Below are 18,124 nucleotides of genomic sequence, written 5' to 3'. Positions count from 1 at the left end.
ACCTATGTTACCGTTGGATGTAACCTATGTTACTGAAAACTTTTTATTATGATTCTATATTTGCTTCATAAAAATTATCTATTATGAAGAAAATATATTATGTAGCATCATTTCTTCTCTTTGCATTAGCGCTAAATGCTCAAGATACCTTGGCAATTACTAAAGCGGATGTAATTAGTAAAGTGAAAGAAGGAAATTTACAAATAAAAATTGCTGAGAAAAATGTACAAGCTGCAAAAGCGGATTACAGACAATCGAATGCTATTTTTTTACCAAACATTACAGCTTCTCATACGGGTATAGTGACTACAAACCCATTAATGGCGTTTGGATCTAAATTGAATCAAGAAATTTTAACACAAGCGGATTTTAATCCAGCATTGTTAAACAATCCAGATCAAACACAAAACTTTGCGACAAAATTTGAATTTCAACAACCTTTAATTAATGTTGATGGTTTTTATGGAAGACAAGCTGCTAAAGCAAAAATGGAAGCCTATCAATTGCAAACAGAACGCACTAAAGAGTATTTAGAGTTAGAAATTAATAAAGCTTACATGCAATTGCAATTAGCGTATAAAGCAGTTGGTGTTTTGCAAAAAGCGGAAAGTACGGCTAAAGCGAATTTAAAATTAGTAGAGAATTATTTTAAAAACGGAATGCTGCAGAAAACTGATTTGTTAAATGTGCAAGTTCGTGTGAATGAAATTTCTAATCAATTGCAATATGCCAAATCGAATGTTCAAAATGCCTCAGATTACTTGGCTTTCTTATTAAATGAAGACACCAATGGAAAAGTGTACATGCCTTCAGAGGATTTAGATAGTCAAATTTCAATTGAGAAATTGGAAACTTCCTTATCTGAAAATAGAAAAGATATTCAGGCGATGCAAAAATCAACAGAAGCATATCAAAAAATGATGCTTTCATCTAAATCTGGATTTTTACCTAGATTGAATGCTTTTGGTAGTTATGAATTGTATGACCAACACATTTTTGCAACTGCAGCAAAAGGATATTTATTAGGTGCACAATTGTCTTGGAATTTATTTGATGGTTATAAAACGATAGGGAAAACAGAAAAAGCAAAAGCCGATTTTCAAAAGGCAGAAGTAGAAGCCGATCAGTATAAAAAACAAAGTCAGTTAGAATTAAATAAAACCGTGCGTCAATTAAAAGATGCAGAAAATAAAGTGAACTTGTCTAAGTTAGCATTGGAGCAGTCTCAAGAAGCATTTAGAATTAGAGAAAATAGATTTAAACAAGGCTTAGAAAAAACTACCGATTTATTGTTGTCGGAAACTCAAATGGCTCAAAAAGAATTGGAACACTTACAAGCCGTTTTCGAATATAATTTCACTAAAAGTTATGTACAGTTTTTAACTAAATAAAAAAATATAAATATGAAGAATATATTATCAATACTAGCAATATCAACATTACTATTCACTTCTTGTAGTGGTGATAAAAAAGAAAAATCGGCAGAATTACAACCTGTTATTGTAAAAATAAATGGCAAATTAGACACAAATAATAGTCCTTTTGTAAATGCTAGCGGTAAAATTGAAGCAGAAAATAGCGCTAATTTAAGTACACGAATGATGGGTTATGTTACCAAACTACATGTTAAAGTAGGGCAAAATGTTCGCGCAGGACAATTATTAGTAAGTGTGAATAGTACTGATTTGCAAGCTAAAAAAGCTCAAGTAGATGCCTCTATCATCCAAGCACAAGCAGCATATACTAATGCAAAAAAAGATTATGATCGTTTTGTGAATTTGTTTGCCCAACAAAGTGCCTCACAAAAAGAATTGGATGACATGACAGCACGCTTTGAAATGGCAAAAGCTGGTTTAGAAGCGGCAAAACAAATGCGTAACGAAATTCAAGCGCAATTCTCCTATTCAAATATTACGGCTCCTTTTAGTGGAGTAGTAACCAATACTTTTGTTAAAGAAGGCGATATGGCCAATCCAGGTATGCCATTAGTGAGTGTAGAAGGTGCCACAAGATTACAAGTTGTTGCCATGGTTTCAGAAAGTGATATTGCTTATGTTAAACAAGGAATGACAGTAAAAGTAAATATTAAATCGTTAAACAAAGAAGTTACTGGAAAAGTATCTGAAATTAGTTTGTCTGCTAAAAATACAGGTGGTCAATATTTAGTTAAAGTGAATTTAAACCAACAAGATAAATCTATTTTATCAGGTATGTTTGTTAATGTTCAATTTCCAATTGAAAAAACTAAAGTTGTAGAAACCAACACTACTGAAAGAGTATTAATTCCAACATCGGCTTTGATAAAGCAAGGTCAATTATCAGGAGTGTATACAGTTGGAAACGGAAATGTAGCCATCTTGAGATGGTTAAGATTAGGAAAAACTTTTGGGAACCAAGTAGAAGTTTTATCGGGTTTATCTGCTAATGAAGCTTATATAGTGTCAGCAGACGGTAAGTTGTTTAACGGAGCAAAAATTCAATTAGCCAATTAATCAATAGGTTAATTTTAATTGACACCTTGTCTTAATAAAAAATAAAAATTATGGAAAAAGGAATATCAGGTAAAATAGCCAATTTTTTCATCAATTCGAAGCTAACCATTTTATTAATGGTAGCGCTGATGATAATTGGATCCTATAGTTCGTTCTTAATTCCTAGGGAAGAAGAACCACAAATAGCCATCCCTATGGCGGATGTAATGGTAGGGTACCCCGGCGCAAGCCCTTCAGAAGTGGAAAGTCGCGTGATCAAACCATTAGAGAAAGTAATTTCAAATATAAAAGGAGTAGAGCACGTTCATAGTATGGCTATGAATGGTCAAGCAATGATGATTGTTCAGTTTTATGTAGGAGAAGATATTGAACGTTCTTATGTTAAATTGTATGATGAGTTGATGAAGCATCAAGGGATTTTTCCTCAAGGGGTAATGCAACCTATGGTAAAAACACGTTCAATTGACGATGTGCCCATGATGGGGGTTACACTTTGGAGTGAAAAAATGGATGACTTTGAAATTCGTCAAGTGGCTGAAGAAGTAACCTCTGAAATTGAAAAAGTAAAAGATGTTGCAATTACAAAAGAAATTGGGGGAAGAAATCGAGAAGTAAAAGTCGTATTGGATAAAGATAAAATGGCTGAAAACAGTGTAGATGCTTTAGGTATTATGCAAATGATTCAAGCCAACAACGGAAGTGCCCAATCGGGTAGTTTTGTTCAAAAAGATCAAGAATTTTTAGTTACTACCGGACAATTTCTTTCTACTTCAGAAGATGTTGAAAATTTAGTTGTAGGGGTTAATCAAAACATGCCTGTTTATTTAAAACAAGTAGCTTCTGTTCAAGATGGACCTTCAACACCTAAAAGTTATGTGTCTTTTGGTTATGGAAAAGCCAATGAACAATTTGGTAAAAATCCATCGGAATATCCAGCAGTAACAATTTCAATAGCTAAAGTGAAAGGAGCGGATGCTATGAAAATTGCGGAAAAAATTGAAACGCGATTGGAACAATTGAAACAAAATTTAATATCTAACGATGTTCATGTTGAAGTTACTAGAAACTATGGAGAAACAGCTTCACACAAAGTAAGTGAATTGTTAATGCACTTAGGTGTAGCTATTATTGCGGTAACGGTTTTAGTAATGTTGGCTATGGGCTGGCGTGGTGGATTAGTAGTGTTCTTCTCTGTACCACTAACATTTGCTTTGACATTATTTAGTTATTATATGTTAGGTTATACATTAAATCGTATTACCTTATTTGCTCTGGTTTTTGTAGTTGGAATCGTGGTTGATGATAGTATTATTATAGCAGAGAATATGCATAGGCATTTCAAAATGAAAAAATTACCATTTAAAGATGCCGCAATCTATGCTATAAACGAAGTTGGAAACCCAACCATATTAGCCACTTTTACAGTTATTGCAGCAATATTGCCCATGGCATTTGTTTCTGGAATGATGGGACCATACATGAGTCCAATGCCAATTGGGGCTTCTATTGCTATGTTATTGTCTTTATTTGTAGCCTTAACGGTTACGCCTTATTTAGGTTATCATTTATTACATGAAAAAGAGGAACAAGAGCATAAAGAGGAAAAAGGATTGGAAACCAGCTGGATTTATAAAGTATATAAGAAAATGGAACAACCTTTATTGGAGAGTTCGGCTAAAAGAAATTTAATGTTTGCCATTACTATTTTCTTGCTTTTAGGCTCGGTTGCTATGTTCTTTACTAAATCGGTGGCAGTTAAGATGTTGCCTTTTGATAATAAAAATGAATTCCAAGTGGTAATTGACATGCCAGAAGGAACTACTTTGGAAAGAACAGCTGCAGTGACAAAAGAAATTGCACAATATGTTTCTACTATTCCTGAAGTAGTAAATTATCAAAATTATATTGGAACATCTGCACCTATCACTTTTAATGGATTAGTACGTCATTATGATATGCGTGGTGGTAGTAATATGGCCGATATTCAGGTGAATTTATTGCATAAAGAAGACCGCGATTTACAAAGTCATGATATTGCAAAAATTGTTCGTCCCGAAATTCAAAAAATTGCCAAAAAATACGGAGCAAATGTAAAAGTTATTGAAGTGCCACCAGGTCCACCTGTATTATCAACATTAGTGGCTGAGGTGTATGGTCCAGATTATAAAGAGCAAATAAAAGTTGCAAATCAAGTTAAAGATATTCTGAACAATACAACAGATATTGTAGATGTAGACTGGTATGTAGAAGATGCACAAACGGAATATAAATTAGAAGTAGATAAAGAAAAAGCCATGTTAAATGGTATTGCGCCGCAACAAGTGGTGGGTAATTTAACTTATCTGTTACGAGAGATGCCGGTGACCAATTTATACGATGAGCGCTCAAATGATCCTGTTGGTATTGTGATGGCCTTAGACGATAAAGATAAAACCTCTTTAGATGATTTAAAAAATTTAAAAATTAAGGGTAGTAGAGGAAATGTGGTACCGGTTAATGATTTGGTACAAGTGAAAAAAGATACCTTACAAAAAACCATATATAGAAAAGATCAAAAACGAGTGGTTTATGTAACTGGCGATATGGCAGGAGCATTAGAAAGTCCCGTATATGCTATTTTAGGAATGGAAGAGAAATTGCAAAAGATGCAATTACCTAAAGGCTACAAAGTAAACGAAATCTATATGGGGCAACCAGATGATGAAAGTGATTTTACTGTGAAATGGGATGGGGAATGGCAAATTACTCTTGAAGTATTTCGCGATTTAGGAGCTGCATTTTTAGTGGTGATCATCATTATTTACATGTTAATCGTTGGTTGGTTCCAAAACTTTAAAACACCTATAGTGATGATGGTAGCTATACCGCTTTCATTAGTAGGTATTGTTTTAGGACACTGGATGTTAGATGCTTATTTTACAGCTACTTCCTTTATTGGGATGATTGCTTTAGCAGGAGTTATGGTGAGAAATTCTGTATTGCTAATCGATTTTATTGAAATACGATTAAATGATGGAATTCCGATGAAACAAGCCATAATTGAAGCGGGTGCCGTAAGAACAACTCCAATTTTATTGACTACAGGAGCTGTTGTAATTGGAGCCTCAATTATATTGTTTGATCCAATTTTCCAAGGATTAGCGATTTCGTTAGTTGCTGGTGCCATAGTATCTACTTTATTAACCTTATTAGTAGTGCCGTTGATATATTATATCACCGAAAATAAGAAATGGGAAAACAAGTAATAAATACTTCTGCAGGGAATTAATTTCCTTGCAGGATATAAAAAAGTAACTTATGAAACTAGTAATTATAACAGCAATTTCAGAATTTAAAAAGGATATTATTAAAATGTTTAAAAATACTGAAATAAAGGCATTTACTTACAAAGAAGTAACTGGATTTAAAGATGTATCTGAAGAGAATGTGGGTACCAATTGGTTTGGTTCAGAAATGAATGAAACACCGTCAATTATGTTTTATGTTTTTTTAAATGAAAATCAAACAGCATTACTTTTTCAATCGGTAACTTCTTTCAATGCATCACAAAATGTATCATCTAAAATTCATTTTGCGTCATTAACCATAGATCAAATTAACAACTAAAAATATTAATATGAAAAATAGAATTATTAGAGCTATTGCAGGGTCATTTATTTTAATCAGTTTAGTATTGGCTCATTATGTGAATCCAAATTGGTATTGGTTTACTGCTTTTGTTGGTTTTAACCTATTACAATCTTCTATAACTAAATGGTGTTTAATGGAAGATATTTTAACAAAATTAGGTGTAAAAGATTAAATACATACTTTTTTTCATAATTTTACGTTATAAATAAAATGGAAAATTATGAAAAGAATAAAAATTTTGTCACTTTTACTGTTGGTTTTAGTATTTAGTTTCGCATCAATGTGTAGTGATGATGATGATAATGTTACTCCAACAAATGTAAATCAAAATCAAGTGATTAATACAGTTATGTCGGGAACATGGCGTATTACCAATTATGTAGATTCGGGCACAAATGAAACGTCAAATTATGCGGGTTATAATTTTACATTTGCAGCCGGAAATGTGCTAACTGCTGTAGGTGGTGGTGCAACTTATAACGGTACTTGGTCTGTTACAGATTCAAATAGTAATGATGATACATTAAATGATTTAGATTTTAATATTGCATTTTCTACACCTGCAATTTTATTAGATTTGTCAGATGATTGGGATATTGTCTCTAGAACAGATACTAAAATTGAGTTAGTAGATGTTAGTGGAGGAGGTAGTGGAACAGATTATTTAACGTTTGAAAAAAATTAAGAAAATTTTATAACATACTTTAAATTGTTTTAATATCTTTGAAATTATAGAAATAAATTAAAAATTTAAATATTATGAAAAAAGTAGTATCAGTAGTTGCTTTAATGGCATTTATGGTTTCAACTGCATCAGTTGTAGATTTTAAAGAAAAAGAAAAAGAGAAAAAAACTACTAAAACTGAAAAATCATGTTGTTCAGATAAAAAAGCAGCTGATAAAAAATCTTGCTCAACTGCAGAGAAAAAATCTTGTTGTTCAAAAAAATAATCAGTAAAGATTTTAATAAATAAGCCGTTTAAGAAATTAAACGGTTTTTTTATTTCAATATATTTAATACTTCTCAATCAATTTCTTAAATTTGCACCTCATTAAAATTTATACAAAACATGTTTGATAATCTTACCGATAAGTTAGATAAGGCATTCCATATATTAAAAGGTCACGGAAAAATTACCGATGTAAATGTAGCGGACACTTTAAAAGAAGTGCGAAGAGCATTGTTAGATGCCGATGTGAACTTTAAAATTGCAAAAGATTTTACTACTAGAGTAAAAGAAAAAGCAATTGGTGAAAATGTATTGACCACTCTACAACCAGGTCAATTAATGGTTAAAATCGTAAAAGACGAATTAACTGAATTAATGGGTGGTGAAGTAAGTGGTGTGAATTTGTCTGGAAATCCTTCAATCATTTTGATGTCAGGACTTCAAGGGTCTGGAAAAACTACATTTTCTGGTAAATTAGCGAATTTCTTAAAAACTAAAAAGTCTAAAAAACCTTTATTGGTTGCTTGTGATATTTATCGTCCTGCTGCTATTAATCAGTTACATGTAGTAGGTGAGCAAATAGGGGTTGAGGTGTATTCAGAACCTGAAAATAAAAATGCTGTGGAAATTGCTCAAAATGCAATAAAACATGCAAAGGCAAATGGATTTAATGTGGTGATTGTCGACACAGCGGGTCGTTTGGCAGTAGATGAAGAAATGATGAATGAAATTGCAAATGTTCATGCTGCAATTCAACCACAAGAAACTTTGTTTGTTGTAGATTCAATGACAGGTCAAGATGCTGTTAATACGGCAAAAGCATTTAATGACCGTTTGAATTTTGACGGAGTTGTTTTAACTAAATTAGATGGTGATACACGTGGTGGAGCTGCTATTTCTATCAAATCTGTTGTAAATAAACCTATTAAGTTTATAGGTACAGGAGAAAAAATGGATGCTATCGATGTGTTTTATCCAGATCGTATGGCAGATCGTATCTTGGGGATGGGAGATGTAGTGTCTTTAGTAGAAAGAGCACAAGCACAATACGATGAAGAAGAAGCAAGAAAATTACAAAAGAAAATTGCTAAAAATGAATTTGGATTTGATGATTTCTTAAACCAAATTCAACAAATAAAGAAGATGGGAAGCATGAAAGATCTTGTAGGCATGATTCCTGGTGCTGGTAAAGCATTAAAAGATGTCGAGATCAATGATGATGCTTTTAAACATGTAGAGGCAATTATACAATCCATGACACCAAAAGAAAGAAGTAAGCCTTCTATAATTGATGTGAAAAGAAAACAACGCATTGCGAAAGGTTCAGGTAGAAAGATAGAAGAAGTAAATCAATTGATGAAACAATTCGACCAAATGAGTAAAATGATGAAAATGATGCAAGGTGGCGCTGGAAAAAATCTCATGAAGATGATGGGTGGAATGAAAGGAATGAACTAAAAATATAAAGACGCGACCAATTGCGTCTTTTTTTATTGAATAATACACAACTAAATATTTAACAAATGCAACTACTAGACGGTAAAAAAGTATCTGAAGACATTAAGAATGAAATTGCGGCTGAAGTTCAAAAAATGAGAGATAAAGGAGAAAAAGTCCCTCATTTAGCAGCAATTATTGTAGGTAATGATGGTGCAAGTTTAACTTATGTTGGAAGTAAAGTAAAAGCTTGTGAACGAGTGGGTTTTGAATCTACCTTAATCAAAATGCCAAGTACAACTTCTGAAAAAGAGTTATTAAAAAAGATTGAAGAATTAAATCAGGATACAAATATTGATGGATTTATCGTTCAATTACCTTTACCTCCACAAATAGATACGCAAGAAGTTTTAATGGCTATTGATCCTTCTAAAGATGTGGATGGATTCCATCCTGAAAACTTTGGAAAAATGGCCTTAGATATGAGTACATTCATCCCAGCAACTCCTTTCGGAATTTTAGAATTATTGGAAAGGTATAATGTTCAAACTCAAGGGAAACATACTGTAGTGATTGGAAGAAGCCATATTGTAGGCAGACCAATGAGTATATTAATGGGGAGAAAAGGGTTTCCGGGGAATTCAACAGTTACGTTGACGCACAGTCATACCAAAAATCTAAATCAAATTACTTCCCAAGCTGATATTGTTATTTCGGCTTTAGGAGTTCCTAATTTCTTAAAAGCAGAAATGATTAAAGATGATGCGGTTATAATTGACGTAGGAATTACTCGAGTTGAAGATCCTACAACCGAAAAAGGATACAAAATTGTTGGAGATGTAGATTTTGAAAATGTTTCAAAGAAAGCTTCATACATAACTCCAGTACCAGGAGGTGTTGGTCCAATGACTATAGCAATGCTTTTGAAAAATACACTATTAGCTAGAGAAAATGGAATAAAATAAATAAAGCCCTTCAAAGGGCTTTATTTATTTTATAAAATATAATTTTTTACTTTTTAAAATGTAATAAGCAAACACAATTCCTGCAATTGCTAAAATTACAAGGTTAGTATCAATTGGTGCCGCTGGTGGATCTGGATCAGCAGGAGGATCAACTGGCTGAGCACTTGCTAAAAAACTAATGAATGTTAAAAATACACTTAGGTATAATTTAAGTAAATTATTCTTCATGTTTATATGTTTAGAAGTTGGGGTTACTTTATTTAGAATGCAATTTTAAAAAAAAAATATCAATTAGCGAAGTCATTTTTAAAAAAAATCAAAAAATGTTGTGAAATTTATTTTTAAACGAATTAAAAAATTAAAATTAAATTCTAAATTTAAGTTAATATGTATAGATATAGTTGTTTAATTACAATCATTTTATATTTTTGCTTGTTACTTAATTAATCATATAAATTAAAATGAGAATTAAATTATTTTTTATTGGATTATTGTTTTTAGCTTCTTCTCAAATTTTTGCTCAAAATTCTAAAGAAGTACTATTTACTATTGAAGATAAACCCTACTATTCCGATGAATTTATCAGAATTTACAAAAAGAATTTAGATTTAGTTAAAGATGATTCTCAAAAAGATTTGAATCAATATTTAGAATTGTTCCTTGGTTATAAATTAAAAGTAAACAAAGCTTACAAATTAGGTTTACATTTAAACTCTAAATATCAAAATGAATTGTCTTCGTACAGAAATCAATTGTCAAAAAATTATATGAATGATTCTAAAGTAACTTCTCAATTAATTGAAGAAGCGTATTCTAGAAATTTAAAAGAAATAAGAGCGTCTCATATACTTATATCTGTTGATGAAAGTGTTAAAGGTGCAGATACCTTAGCTTTTTACAACAGAGCCTTAGAAATTAAAAAAAGAATTGAAAAAGGAGAAGCATTTGAAGAAGTTGCCCAAAAAGAGTCTCAAGACCCATCAGTTAGAGAAAACAAAGGCGATTTAGGTTATTTTACTGTTTTTAGAATGGTGTACCCTTTTGAATCGGCTGCTTATAAAACACCAGTTGGAAAAATTTCAAATCCAGTTCGTACCCGTTTTGGCTATCATTTAATTAAAGTTACTGATAAAAGGGATAACAGAGGTGAAATTACCGTTGCACACATAATGTTAATGAAGCCTGAGGAAAATACACCCGAAGCCATTTCAAAAGTTAAACAAACTATAGATGAAATCTATGCAAAAATTCAACAAGGAGAAAATTTTGAAGCTCTAGCTGGACAGTTTTCGGATGACAAATCTTCAGCTGCAAAAGGCGGACAATTACAACGTTTTGGTTCAGGACAATTAAGTTCTGAAGAGTTTGAAACAGTTGCTTTTGGTTTAAAAGAAAAAGGTGAGATTTCTAAACCTTTTGAAACACAATTTGGTTGGCATATTGTAAAATTAATTGAAAAACATCCTATTCAATCAATTGAGCAAATGAAAAATGAACTTGAGAACAAAATCAAAAGAGATGAGCGATCAATGATTATCACAACTTCATTAGCTCAAAAATTGAAAGCAAAATATTCGTTTGAAACATTAGCAAAAGAATATAAAAATGTAGAAAAAATTGTTAACGATAACATTTACAGTCAAACTTGGGAAATTCCAGCGGAAAAAGAGAATATTAAAGGAGATATAGCAATTATTGATAAAACAAAGAAATTACCAACACCAAGTTTTGTTAATTATATAAATTCTCAACAAAAAAATAAATTGACTACTAAACCGATCAAAAAATTAGTAGCAGAACTTTTTGAAAATTGGAAAAATGAACAATTGATTACTTATTATAATGAAAATTTAGAAAATGAGTTTCCTGAATTTAAACATATTATGGATGAGTACAGAGATGGTTTATTGTTGTTTGATTTAATGGAAAAAGAAATTTGGAATAAATCAAAATCAGATACAATTGGATTAAAAGATTTTTATAATGTTCATATGGATAATTATAAATGGAAAAAAAGATATGATGTTGATATTCTATCTTCTACAGATGATAAAGTAATTGAAGCTGCCAAAAAATATCTAGAAAAGGGTAAATCTTTAGATTATATTAAAGAAAAATTAAATAAAGAGGGCAAAATAGTTGTAATGGTTAAATCTGGTTTATACGAAGAAGATTATGATGTTTTAAAGAAAATGTCAAATCTACAACAAGGTATTAATCCAGTTACAAAAGATGGAAGTTATAATTTCTTGGTTAGGATAAATAAAATTAAGCAACCAGAGGTTAAAACAATTGATGAATGTAAGAGTAAATTAATTAATGATTATCAACAATATTTGGAAGCAACATGGGTTGATAATTTGAAAAAAGAGTTTACCTACAAAGTAAATCAAGAAGTTTTTGAAAAAATAAAAGCACAATTAATTAAATAATGAAATTGTTGAAGAGCTATTTATTTATGATTGTTTTTTTGGTTGCCTGTTCTAAGTCATCACAAAAAAATAATTCTGAAGCAATAGCTAGGGTAAATGATAACTATTTATATCGTTCTGATTTAGAAAATTTAGTTCCTCCCGGTTCTTCAAAAAAAGACAGTATTGCTATAGTAAAAGATTTTATTACTAGATGGGCTATACAACAATTATTGATGAATAAAGCAGAGAAAAACATCAGTAAATCAAAACAACAAGAATTGGATGAATTAATTAGTCAGTATAAAAATGATTTGTATACCAAGTCTTATTTGGAAGAACTAGTAATGACAAAAATTGATACGGTCATTTCAAATGAAGAAATTGAAAAATACTATAATGAGCATAAAAATAATTTTAAAACAACTGAACCCTTAGTTAAACTTAGATACATTAATTTAATAAAAGGGAATGTAAAATTTGCAACAATAAACAGTAAGTTTTTAAACTTTTCAAAAAAAGACAAGTTAGATTTACAAAAATTGGCCATTCAGTTTAAAAATTATGCTTTCAATGATAGTATTTGGGTTGATATAAATCAAGTATATGAAAAATTACCTTTTATCAATCAAGAAAATAAAGATAAATTTGTATCGGCAGGAATAGCCTATCAATACACAGATTCAAATTTAGTATGGATGGTTAAAGTAAAAGATGTAGTAGAAAAAAATAATGTTGCTCCACTACAATACATTCAGCCTACTATAAAACAAATAATATTAAATAATAGAAAAACAGATTTAATAAATAAAATTCAAACAGAAATAACAAATGACGCCATTAAAGACAATGATTTCGAGATTTTTAAATAAGACTATTTTAAGTGTTGTAGTGTTCGTTTTAGGAACTATAATGACTACAGCTCAAAATAAGCAAAAAGTAGATGGAGTAGCAGCTGTAGTTGGTGATTTTATCGTGTTAGATTCAGATATTGATTTAATGTATATGGAATTGCAAGCACAAGGAATTGATACAAAAAATATAACTCGTTGTGAATTATTAGGTAATCAATTAGAAGAAAAATTATTTGCACATCAAGCTATTCAAGATAGTATTGTTGTAACTGATGAAGAAGTGAATCAGTTTATTGATCAGCAATTAAATTCAATGGTGGAACAAATTGGCTCAAAACAAAAAGTATACGATTATTACAAGAAAAAAGATGAGCAAGATTTTAGAAGTTATTTCTCTGAAATTGTAAAAATGAATAAGTTGTCCTCTCAAATGAAAAGAAAAATAGTTGATGATGTAACTATTACGCCAGAAGAAGTAAAACAATTTTATAATGGAATTCCAAAAGATGAAATCCCAACAATTGGTGCTGAAATAGAAATTGCTCAAATTACGATACAACCTGTTATTACAAAGGAAGATAAGCAAATTGTAATTGATAAATTAAAAAGTATTAAAAAAGATATTTTAGATGGGACTTCTAGTTTTACAAGTAAAGCTGTAATTTATTCAGAAGATCCAGGTTCAAGTTCTAATGGAGGATATTATAAAATTAATAAAAAAACACAATTTGTTAAAGAATTTAAAGAAGTTGCCTTCCGATTAAATGAAGGTGAAATATCTGAACCATTTGAAACAGAATTTGGTTTTCATATCATTCAAGTAGATAAAATCATTGGTCAAGATGTAGAATTGCGTCATATCTTAATTTCTCCAAAAGTAACTACTCAAGCAGTTAAAGACGCCTCTGCTAAAATTGAAGATATTAAAGCTAAAATCGAAAGAGGTGAAATTACTTTTGAAGAAGCAGCAAAAACATCATCAGATGATAAAGACACAAAAAATAATGGCGGAGTATTGTTAAATCCTCGAACTTCTGAACCTAAATTTGAAGTGTCTAAATTAGATCCTTCGTTGTATAATCAAGTGAATGGATTAAACCAAGGTGATGTGTCTCAAGTTTTGGTTGATCAAACACCACAAGGTTCTAAATTCTTTAAGATTTTAAAAATTAACAAAAAAACGGAAGAACATAAAGCAGATTTTTCTTCAGATTATTTAAAAATTAAAGAATTAGCATTAACGGATAAACAATTTAAACAGGTTGCTAAATGGATGACGGAAAATATCGAAAAGAACTATGTTAAAATCAATGGTGAGTATAAAAATTGTACTTTTACTAATAATTGGTTAAAAAAATAATTTCTATAAAATTTTGTATTTATGTCTGATGTAGCAGCTATAGAAAAATTAGTCCAAAAACAAAAAGAATTAAAGCAAGAAATTGCAAAAATTATTGTAGGGCAAGATGAAGTAATTAATCAAATAGTATTAAGTGTCTTTTCGGGTGGTCATGCTTTGTTAGTTGGAGTTCCTGGATTAGCAAAAACACTTATGGTTAATACAATTTCGCAAGCTCTTGGGTTAAATTTTAAACGAATTCAGTTTACTCCAGATTTAATGCCGTCTGATATTTTAGGAAGTGAAATTTTAGATGAAACTAGAAATTTTAAATTTATCAAAGGACCTATTTTTTCAAATATTATCCTAGCTGATGAAATAAATCGTACACCGCCTAAAACGCAAGCAGCTTTGTTAGAAGCCATGCAAGAGAAATCGGTTACAGTTGCGGGGCATCATTATAAATTAGATTTACCTTTTTTTGTATTAGCAACTCAAAATCCTATTGAACAAGAAGGGACTTATCCACTACCCGAAGCGCAATTAGACCGCTTTATGTTTGCAATTAAATTAGATTATCCATCTTTTGAAGAAGAAGTGCAAGTTGTTAAAGCCACTACATCAAATAGTACGATTACTGTAAATGCATTATTTTCTGCTGAAGAAATAATTGATTATCAAAATTTGATAAGAAAAATACCTGTAACTGATAATGTAATTGAATATGCTGTTTCTTTGGTTTCAAAAACAAGACCTAATAACCCATTGGCAACAGATTTTGTTAAAAATTATTTAGATTGGGGTGCAGGTCCTCGTGCTTCACAAAGTTTAATTTTAGCTGCAAAGACACATGCTGCAATTAACGGTAAATTTTCTCCTGATATTGAAGATGTTCAAGCAGTAGCTTTCGGAATTTTGCGACATAGAATTGTGAAAAATTATAAAGCAGATGCTGAAGGAATTACAGAAGAAGATATTATTCAAAAATTATTTTAAAATATAAAAGTGCTTTTGAGCACTTTTTTTAGCATTTATATGAAAAAGTTAGTTGCCTTTTTTCTCCTTTTTTTATTTTCATTTCAACAACAAGAAGAAGTGTTGCATACCATTGTGGGCAAAACTTCCTATCCTTTTTGGATTCAAGTGCCTAAAAATGAAACAAAAGATAAATTACCTATTTTAATTTTTTTACATGGCAAAAGTTTATCAGGAACCGATATTAATCGAGTGAAACGTTATGGCGTTTTACGAGCTATTGAGAAGGGAAGAAAAATTAATGCAATCGTCGTGGCACCTCAATTAGCTAATGGTTCTTGGAATCCAGATAAAGTTTTAGAAATTTTAGACTACGTTCAAAAAAACTATGAAACAGATACGCAACGTGTGTATGTGTGCGGAATGAGTTTAGGAAGTTATGGGACCATGCATTTTGTGGGTAAATATCCTGACAGAGTAACCGCAGCAGTATCCATTTGTGGTGGTGGAAACACGGCAGATGCTTGTAGGTTATCAAAAGTTCCTATTTGGATTCAACATGGAGACAAAGATTTTATTGTTCACATGAAAGAATCGCAAAAAATTTATAATGCTATCAAACAATGTGATGAAAAGGCAGATGTTACTTTAACCATTATTCCTGGAGGGAATCATGGTAATGTTGAAAGTTTATTCCATCAAGACGCTTTATATGATTGGTTGTTTAAACATAAAAAAACTAATTAATCTTAGCATCTAATTCAGCATCGTAAAAAAATAAAAACATACTGCCCATCATGTCTTGTGCTTCTTTAGAAGTATTGTTGCAAGTTAAAACCATTTCATAATCATGATTAGGAAACAACCAGACTCCTATTGATGAGCTAAAAACTTCAATTTTGTCTAATCCTATGGTTTTCTTATGATTCTGTACGGCACAAGTTACGATCATTTTACCGTCTGTTTTATCATAAATACCAATTGATGTAGTAAAAGGATGAACATGGGGTGCAGCAAAATGTAGTCGCATAGGTTTTTCTAATGCTAAGTGTTCGTTAATAGAACTTTTATAGGTCATTTTACCAAGTGGTATTTTCCAGTGCCCCGATAATTTTTGTCCACTAGCATCAGTATAGGTGTGATTTTTAGTTTCTACTGGAATACATTGGTCACTCCCATGATCCAAAGGTTGTTTGTTTGGATTAAATTCATCAAAAGGTAATTGTATGAAAGCGGTTTTGCTTAGTAAAGGTTTCATTTTTTTCGCACCATCTTCATAAGATATTGCAACTTTGTGTTTTACTTTCTTATTTATTTTTGAAATGTTATGATTTAATGTTTGGGTAGTAACATATAAAAAATCGTTGCCATGAACAGGAACGGCATAACCTTTTGGGAAATCAAATTTTTCTAATCCATGGGATAAAGAAGTTAAACGCGGGTATTGTTTTCCAATTCTATTTTTTAAACCAAAATTTTCATAATATACGGCATCATTAATGTCAACATTCATATGACAAATAAAATCATTGGACAATTCCTCTTGAGTTTCAACATCTAAAGCTTTTATTTCAAAACCGGTTATCCAAAGTAACTCATTTTTTTGATTTAATTGTATATATCTAGAGGCTTTTGGCCCTTCCATAGATTTGTATATACCATCAATCAAAAAGGTTGGAGATTCCATTTCATAAATATTTGCGTGATTGTAAACCAACCAATCACTGTTTAATATTCCAGTTGTATGAAAAAAATAGGTTTTAACAATTGCCTTATGTCTATTGGAAAGCTGGGAATAAATAAGTGTTCCAAAAAGTAAGGAAAGAAAAAGGCTAAACGCTATATATTTGTATATCTTTGATTTTTGGAACATCCATTTTGAATTTACATCACAAAAATAATAGAAATGAGTCAAGAAAAACAACAAAGTGAACGAATCTTTGGTTTAGATGTTGTTCGTGCTTTAGCAATTAGTATGGTTGTGTTTTCACATATTTATTATCTAATCGATAGTACGAATCCTTTGTTTATATCGTTAAGCGGATTGTTTGGTTTTGCAGGTGTAGAATTGTTTTTTGTGTTAAGTGGTTTTTTAATTGGAGGAATAATTTTAAAATTATATTTATCCAATGCTTTTACAATTTCTACCATTTTTAATTTTTTAAGAAGAAGATGGATGAGAACCTTGCCAAATTATTATGTAGTTTTGGTACTCAATATTTTAGTAGGTTTAAGTATTGGGTATTCAATGAAGGAAGTTTGGCGGTATTTTTTTTTCATTCAAAATTTCTCTACTAATCACCTAACTTTTTTTTCAGAATCTTGGAGTTTAAGTATAGAGGAGTGGACTTATTTGATAACTCCTTTTTTGTTTTTTCTTAGTTTTAAAGTATTTAAAAATAAAAAAAAAGGATTTATTATTACAACAGTTCTAGTCATTTCAATTTTTCATTTTTTACGATATTCGTTGAGCCAAAATCATCTCATTATCAATATGAAGCAGTGGAATGAAGAGGTAAAATCTTTAGTTATATATCGAATTGATGCTATTTTAATGGGCTTTATTTTAGCATGGATGAATTATTTTTATCAAAACAGTTTAAAAAAATACAGTGTTTACCTTTTTATAGTTGCAGTTCATCTTTTCTTTTTACAGTTTGTTGCTATGAATGTGATGGGTTTTGATATAGTCTCAAGTCCAAATTATTTTATCATATTTTATTTTACTTTATCCTCGGTAACCTTTGCATTTACATTGCCTGTTTTTATTTTTTGGGTTTCAAGTAAAGGATTTATATCTAAAATTATTAATGGAGTAAGTAAACTGTCGTATAGTGTTTATTTAGTTCACTATAGTTTGGTTACTGTTTTGTTTAAATATTTGAAAGTAAATTACCTGCAAGATATACCCTCTTTGTTACTGATAATGATTTATTTGTTCATTGTTTTTTTAGTTGCGTATTTATTGTACCATTTTATAGAAAAACCTATAATGCAAAAACGCTAGTTTTTTATCAATTTGACAAAATGCCTAGGTCTTTTTTTAGAAATTCTTAATAAGATTTTGAAAA

17 protein-coding genes are annotated in these 18,124 nt (G+C 30.5%); 15 read left to right on the top strand and 2 right to left on the bottom strand.

Going from position 1 to position 18,124, the window contains the following annotated elements:
• Positions 1-83: 83 nt before the first annotated feature.
• The 9 genes from KQS_RS10225 to KQS_RS10185 all read left to right on the top strand — a co-directional run bounded on the left by KQS_RS10225 (position 84) and on the right by KQS_RS10185 (position 9,474).
• On the top strand, positions 84-1,391 hold the full coding sequence (locus KQS_RS10225) for a TolC family protein (protein WP_014389114.1): 1,308 nt from the start codon (positions 84-86) through the stop codon (positions 1,389-1,391).
• A 12-nt stretch (positions 1,392-1,403) separates the two neighbouring features.
• Positions 1,404-2,492, top strand: a complete 1,089-nt coding sequence (locus KQS_RS10220) for an efflux RND transporter periplasmic adaptor subunit (RefSeq protein WP_014389113.1) — start codon at positions 1,404-1,406, stop codon at positions 2,490-2,492.
• Positions 2,493-2,542: 50 nt separating this feature from the next.
• A complete protein-coding gene (locus KQS_RS10215) occupies positions 2,543-5,737 on the top strand; it encodes an efflux RND transporter permease subunit (RefSeq protein ID WP_014389112.1) in 3,195 nt (1,064 codons plus the stop codon).
• 52 nt (positions 5,738-5,789) lie between these two features.
• Positions 5,790-6,098 (top strand): hypothetical protein, encoded by a 309-nt coding sequence (locus KQS_RS10210; RefSeq protein ID WP_014389111.1) that lies wholly within the window; start codon positions 5,790-5,792, stop codon positions 6,096-6,098.
• 10 nt (positions 6,099-6,108) lie between these two features.
• Positions 6,109-6,294 carry a YgaP family membrane protein gene (locus tag KQS_RS10205; RefSeq protein ID WP_014389110.1) on the top strand — a complete coding sequence of 62 codons (186 nt, stop codon included), beginning with the start codon at positions 6,109-6,111 and terminating at the stop codon, positions 6,292-6,294.
• A gap of 48 nt (positions 6,295-6,342) precedes the next feature.
• Positions 6,343-6,807: a hypothetical protein gene (locus KQS_RS10200; RefSeq protein WP_014389109.1), complete on the top strand. Its 465-nt coding sequence runs from the start codon at positions 6,343-6,345 to the stop codon at positions 6,805-6,807.
• Between the two features lie 74 nt (positions 6,808-6,881).
• Positions 6,882-7,073, top strand: a complete 192-nt coding sequence (locus tag KQS_RS14235) for a hypothetical protein (RefSeq protein ID WP_014389108.1) — start codon at positions 6,882-6,884, stop codon at positions 7,071-7,073.
• Between the two features lie 119 nt (positions 7,074-7,192).
• Positions 7,193-8,530, top strand: a complete 1,338-nt coding sequence (gene ffh, locus KQS_RS10190; RefSeq protein ID WP_014389107.1) for a signal recognition particle protein — start codon at positions 7,193-7,195, stop codon at positions 8,528-8,530.
• Positions 8,531-8,595: 65 nt separating this feature from the next.
• On the top strand, positions 8,596-9,474 hold the full coding sequence (locus KQS_RS10185) for a bifunctional 5,10-methylenetetrahydrofolate dehydrogenase/5,10-methenyltetrahydrofolate cyclohydrolase (protein WP_014389106.1): 879 nt from the start codon (positions 8,596-8,598) through the stop codon (positions 9,472-9,474).
• 24 nt (positions 9,475-9,498) lie between these two features.
• Here KQS_RS10185 and KQS_RS10180 read toward each other — a convergent pair whose 3' ends face one another.
• The gene (locus KQS_RS10180) at positions 9,499-9,702 is read right to left on the bottom strand and encodes a hypothetical protein (RefSeq protein WP_014389105.1); all 204 of its coding nucleotides are present in this window, start codon (positions 9,700-9,702) and stop codon (positions 9,499-9,501) included.
• Positions 9,703-9,935: 233 nt separating this feature from the next.
• Here KQS_RS10180 and KQS_RS10175 point away from each other — a divergent pair, with 233 nt between their 5' ends.
• The 5 genes from KQS_RS10175 to KQS_RS10155 are packed head-to-tail and all read left to right on the top strand — an operon-like array spanning position 9,936 to position 15,800.
• Positions 9,936-11,906: a peptidylprolyl isomerase gene (locus KQS_RS10175; protein WP_014389104.1), complete on the top strand. Its 1,971-nt coding sequence runs from the start codon at positions 9,936-9,938 to the stop codon at positions 11,904-11,906.
• A complete protein-coding gene (locus KQS_RS10170; RefSeq protein ID WP_014389103.1) occupies positions 11,906-12,757 on the top strand; it encodes a hypothetical protein in 852 nt (283 codons plus the stop codon). The genes KQS_RS10175 and KQS_RS10170 overlap by 1 nt, the downstream gene beginning before the upstream one ends.
• Positions 12,717-14,099, top strand: coding sequence for a peptidylprolyl isomerase (locus KQS_RS10165; RefSeq protein WP_051149676.1), 1,383 nt, complete (start codon positions 12,717-12,719; stop codon positions 14,097-14,099). Before KQS_RS10170 ends, KQS_RS10165 begins: the two co-directional genes overlap by 41 nt.
• Positions 14,100-14,120: 21 nt before the next feature.
• Positions 14,121-15,074: an AAA family ATPase gene (locus tag KQS_RS10160; protein WP_014389101.1), complete on the top strand. Its 954-nt coding sequence runs from the start codon at positions 14,121-14,123 to the stop codon at positions 15,072-15,074.
• Positions 15,075-15,113: 39 nt separating this feature from the next.
• Positions 15,114-15,800: a carboxylesterase family protein gene (locus tag KQS_RS10155; protein WP_014389100.1), complete on the top strand. Its 687-nt coding sequence runs from the start codon at positions 15,114-15,116 to the stop codon at positions 15,798-15,800.
• Here the strand turns inward: KQS_RS10155 and KQS_RS10150 are convergent.
• Positions 15,793-16,740, bottom strand: a complete 948-nt coding sequence (locus KQS_RS10150) for a hypothetical protein (RefSeq protein WP_162141190.1) — start codon at positions 16,738-16,740, stop codon at positions 15,793-15,795. The genes KQS_RS10155 and KQS_RS10150 overlap by 8 nt on opposite strands.
• A gap of 219 nt (positions 16,741-16,959) precedes the next feature.
• Between KQS_RS10150 and KQS_RS10145 the strand changes: the two genes are divergently transcribed.
• Positions 16,960-18,060 (top strand): acyltransferase family protein, encoded by a 1,101-nt coding sequence (locus KQS_RS10145; protein ID WP_014389098.1) that lies wholly within the window; start codon positions 16,960-16,962, stop codon positions 18,058-18,060.
• Positions 18,061-18,124 lie beyond the last annotated feature (64 nt).

The sequence above is a fragment of the Flavobacterium indicum GPTSA100-9 = DSM 17447 genome, assembly GCF_000455605.1.
Taxonomy (GTDB): Bacteria; Bacteroidota; Bacteroidia; order Flavobacteriales; family Flavobacteriaceae; genus Flavobacterium; species Flavobacterium indicum.
Note: the sequence above shows the minus strand (reverse complement) of the source record. Positions and strands in the feature narration are given on the sequence as shown.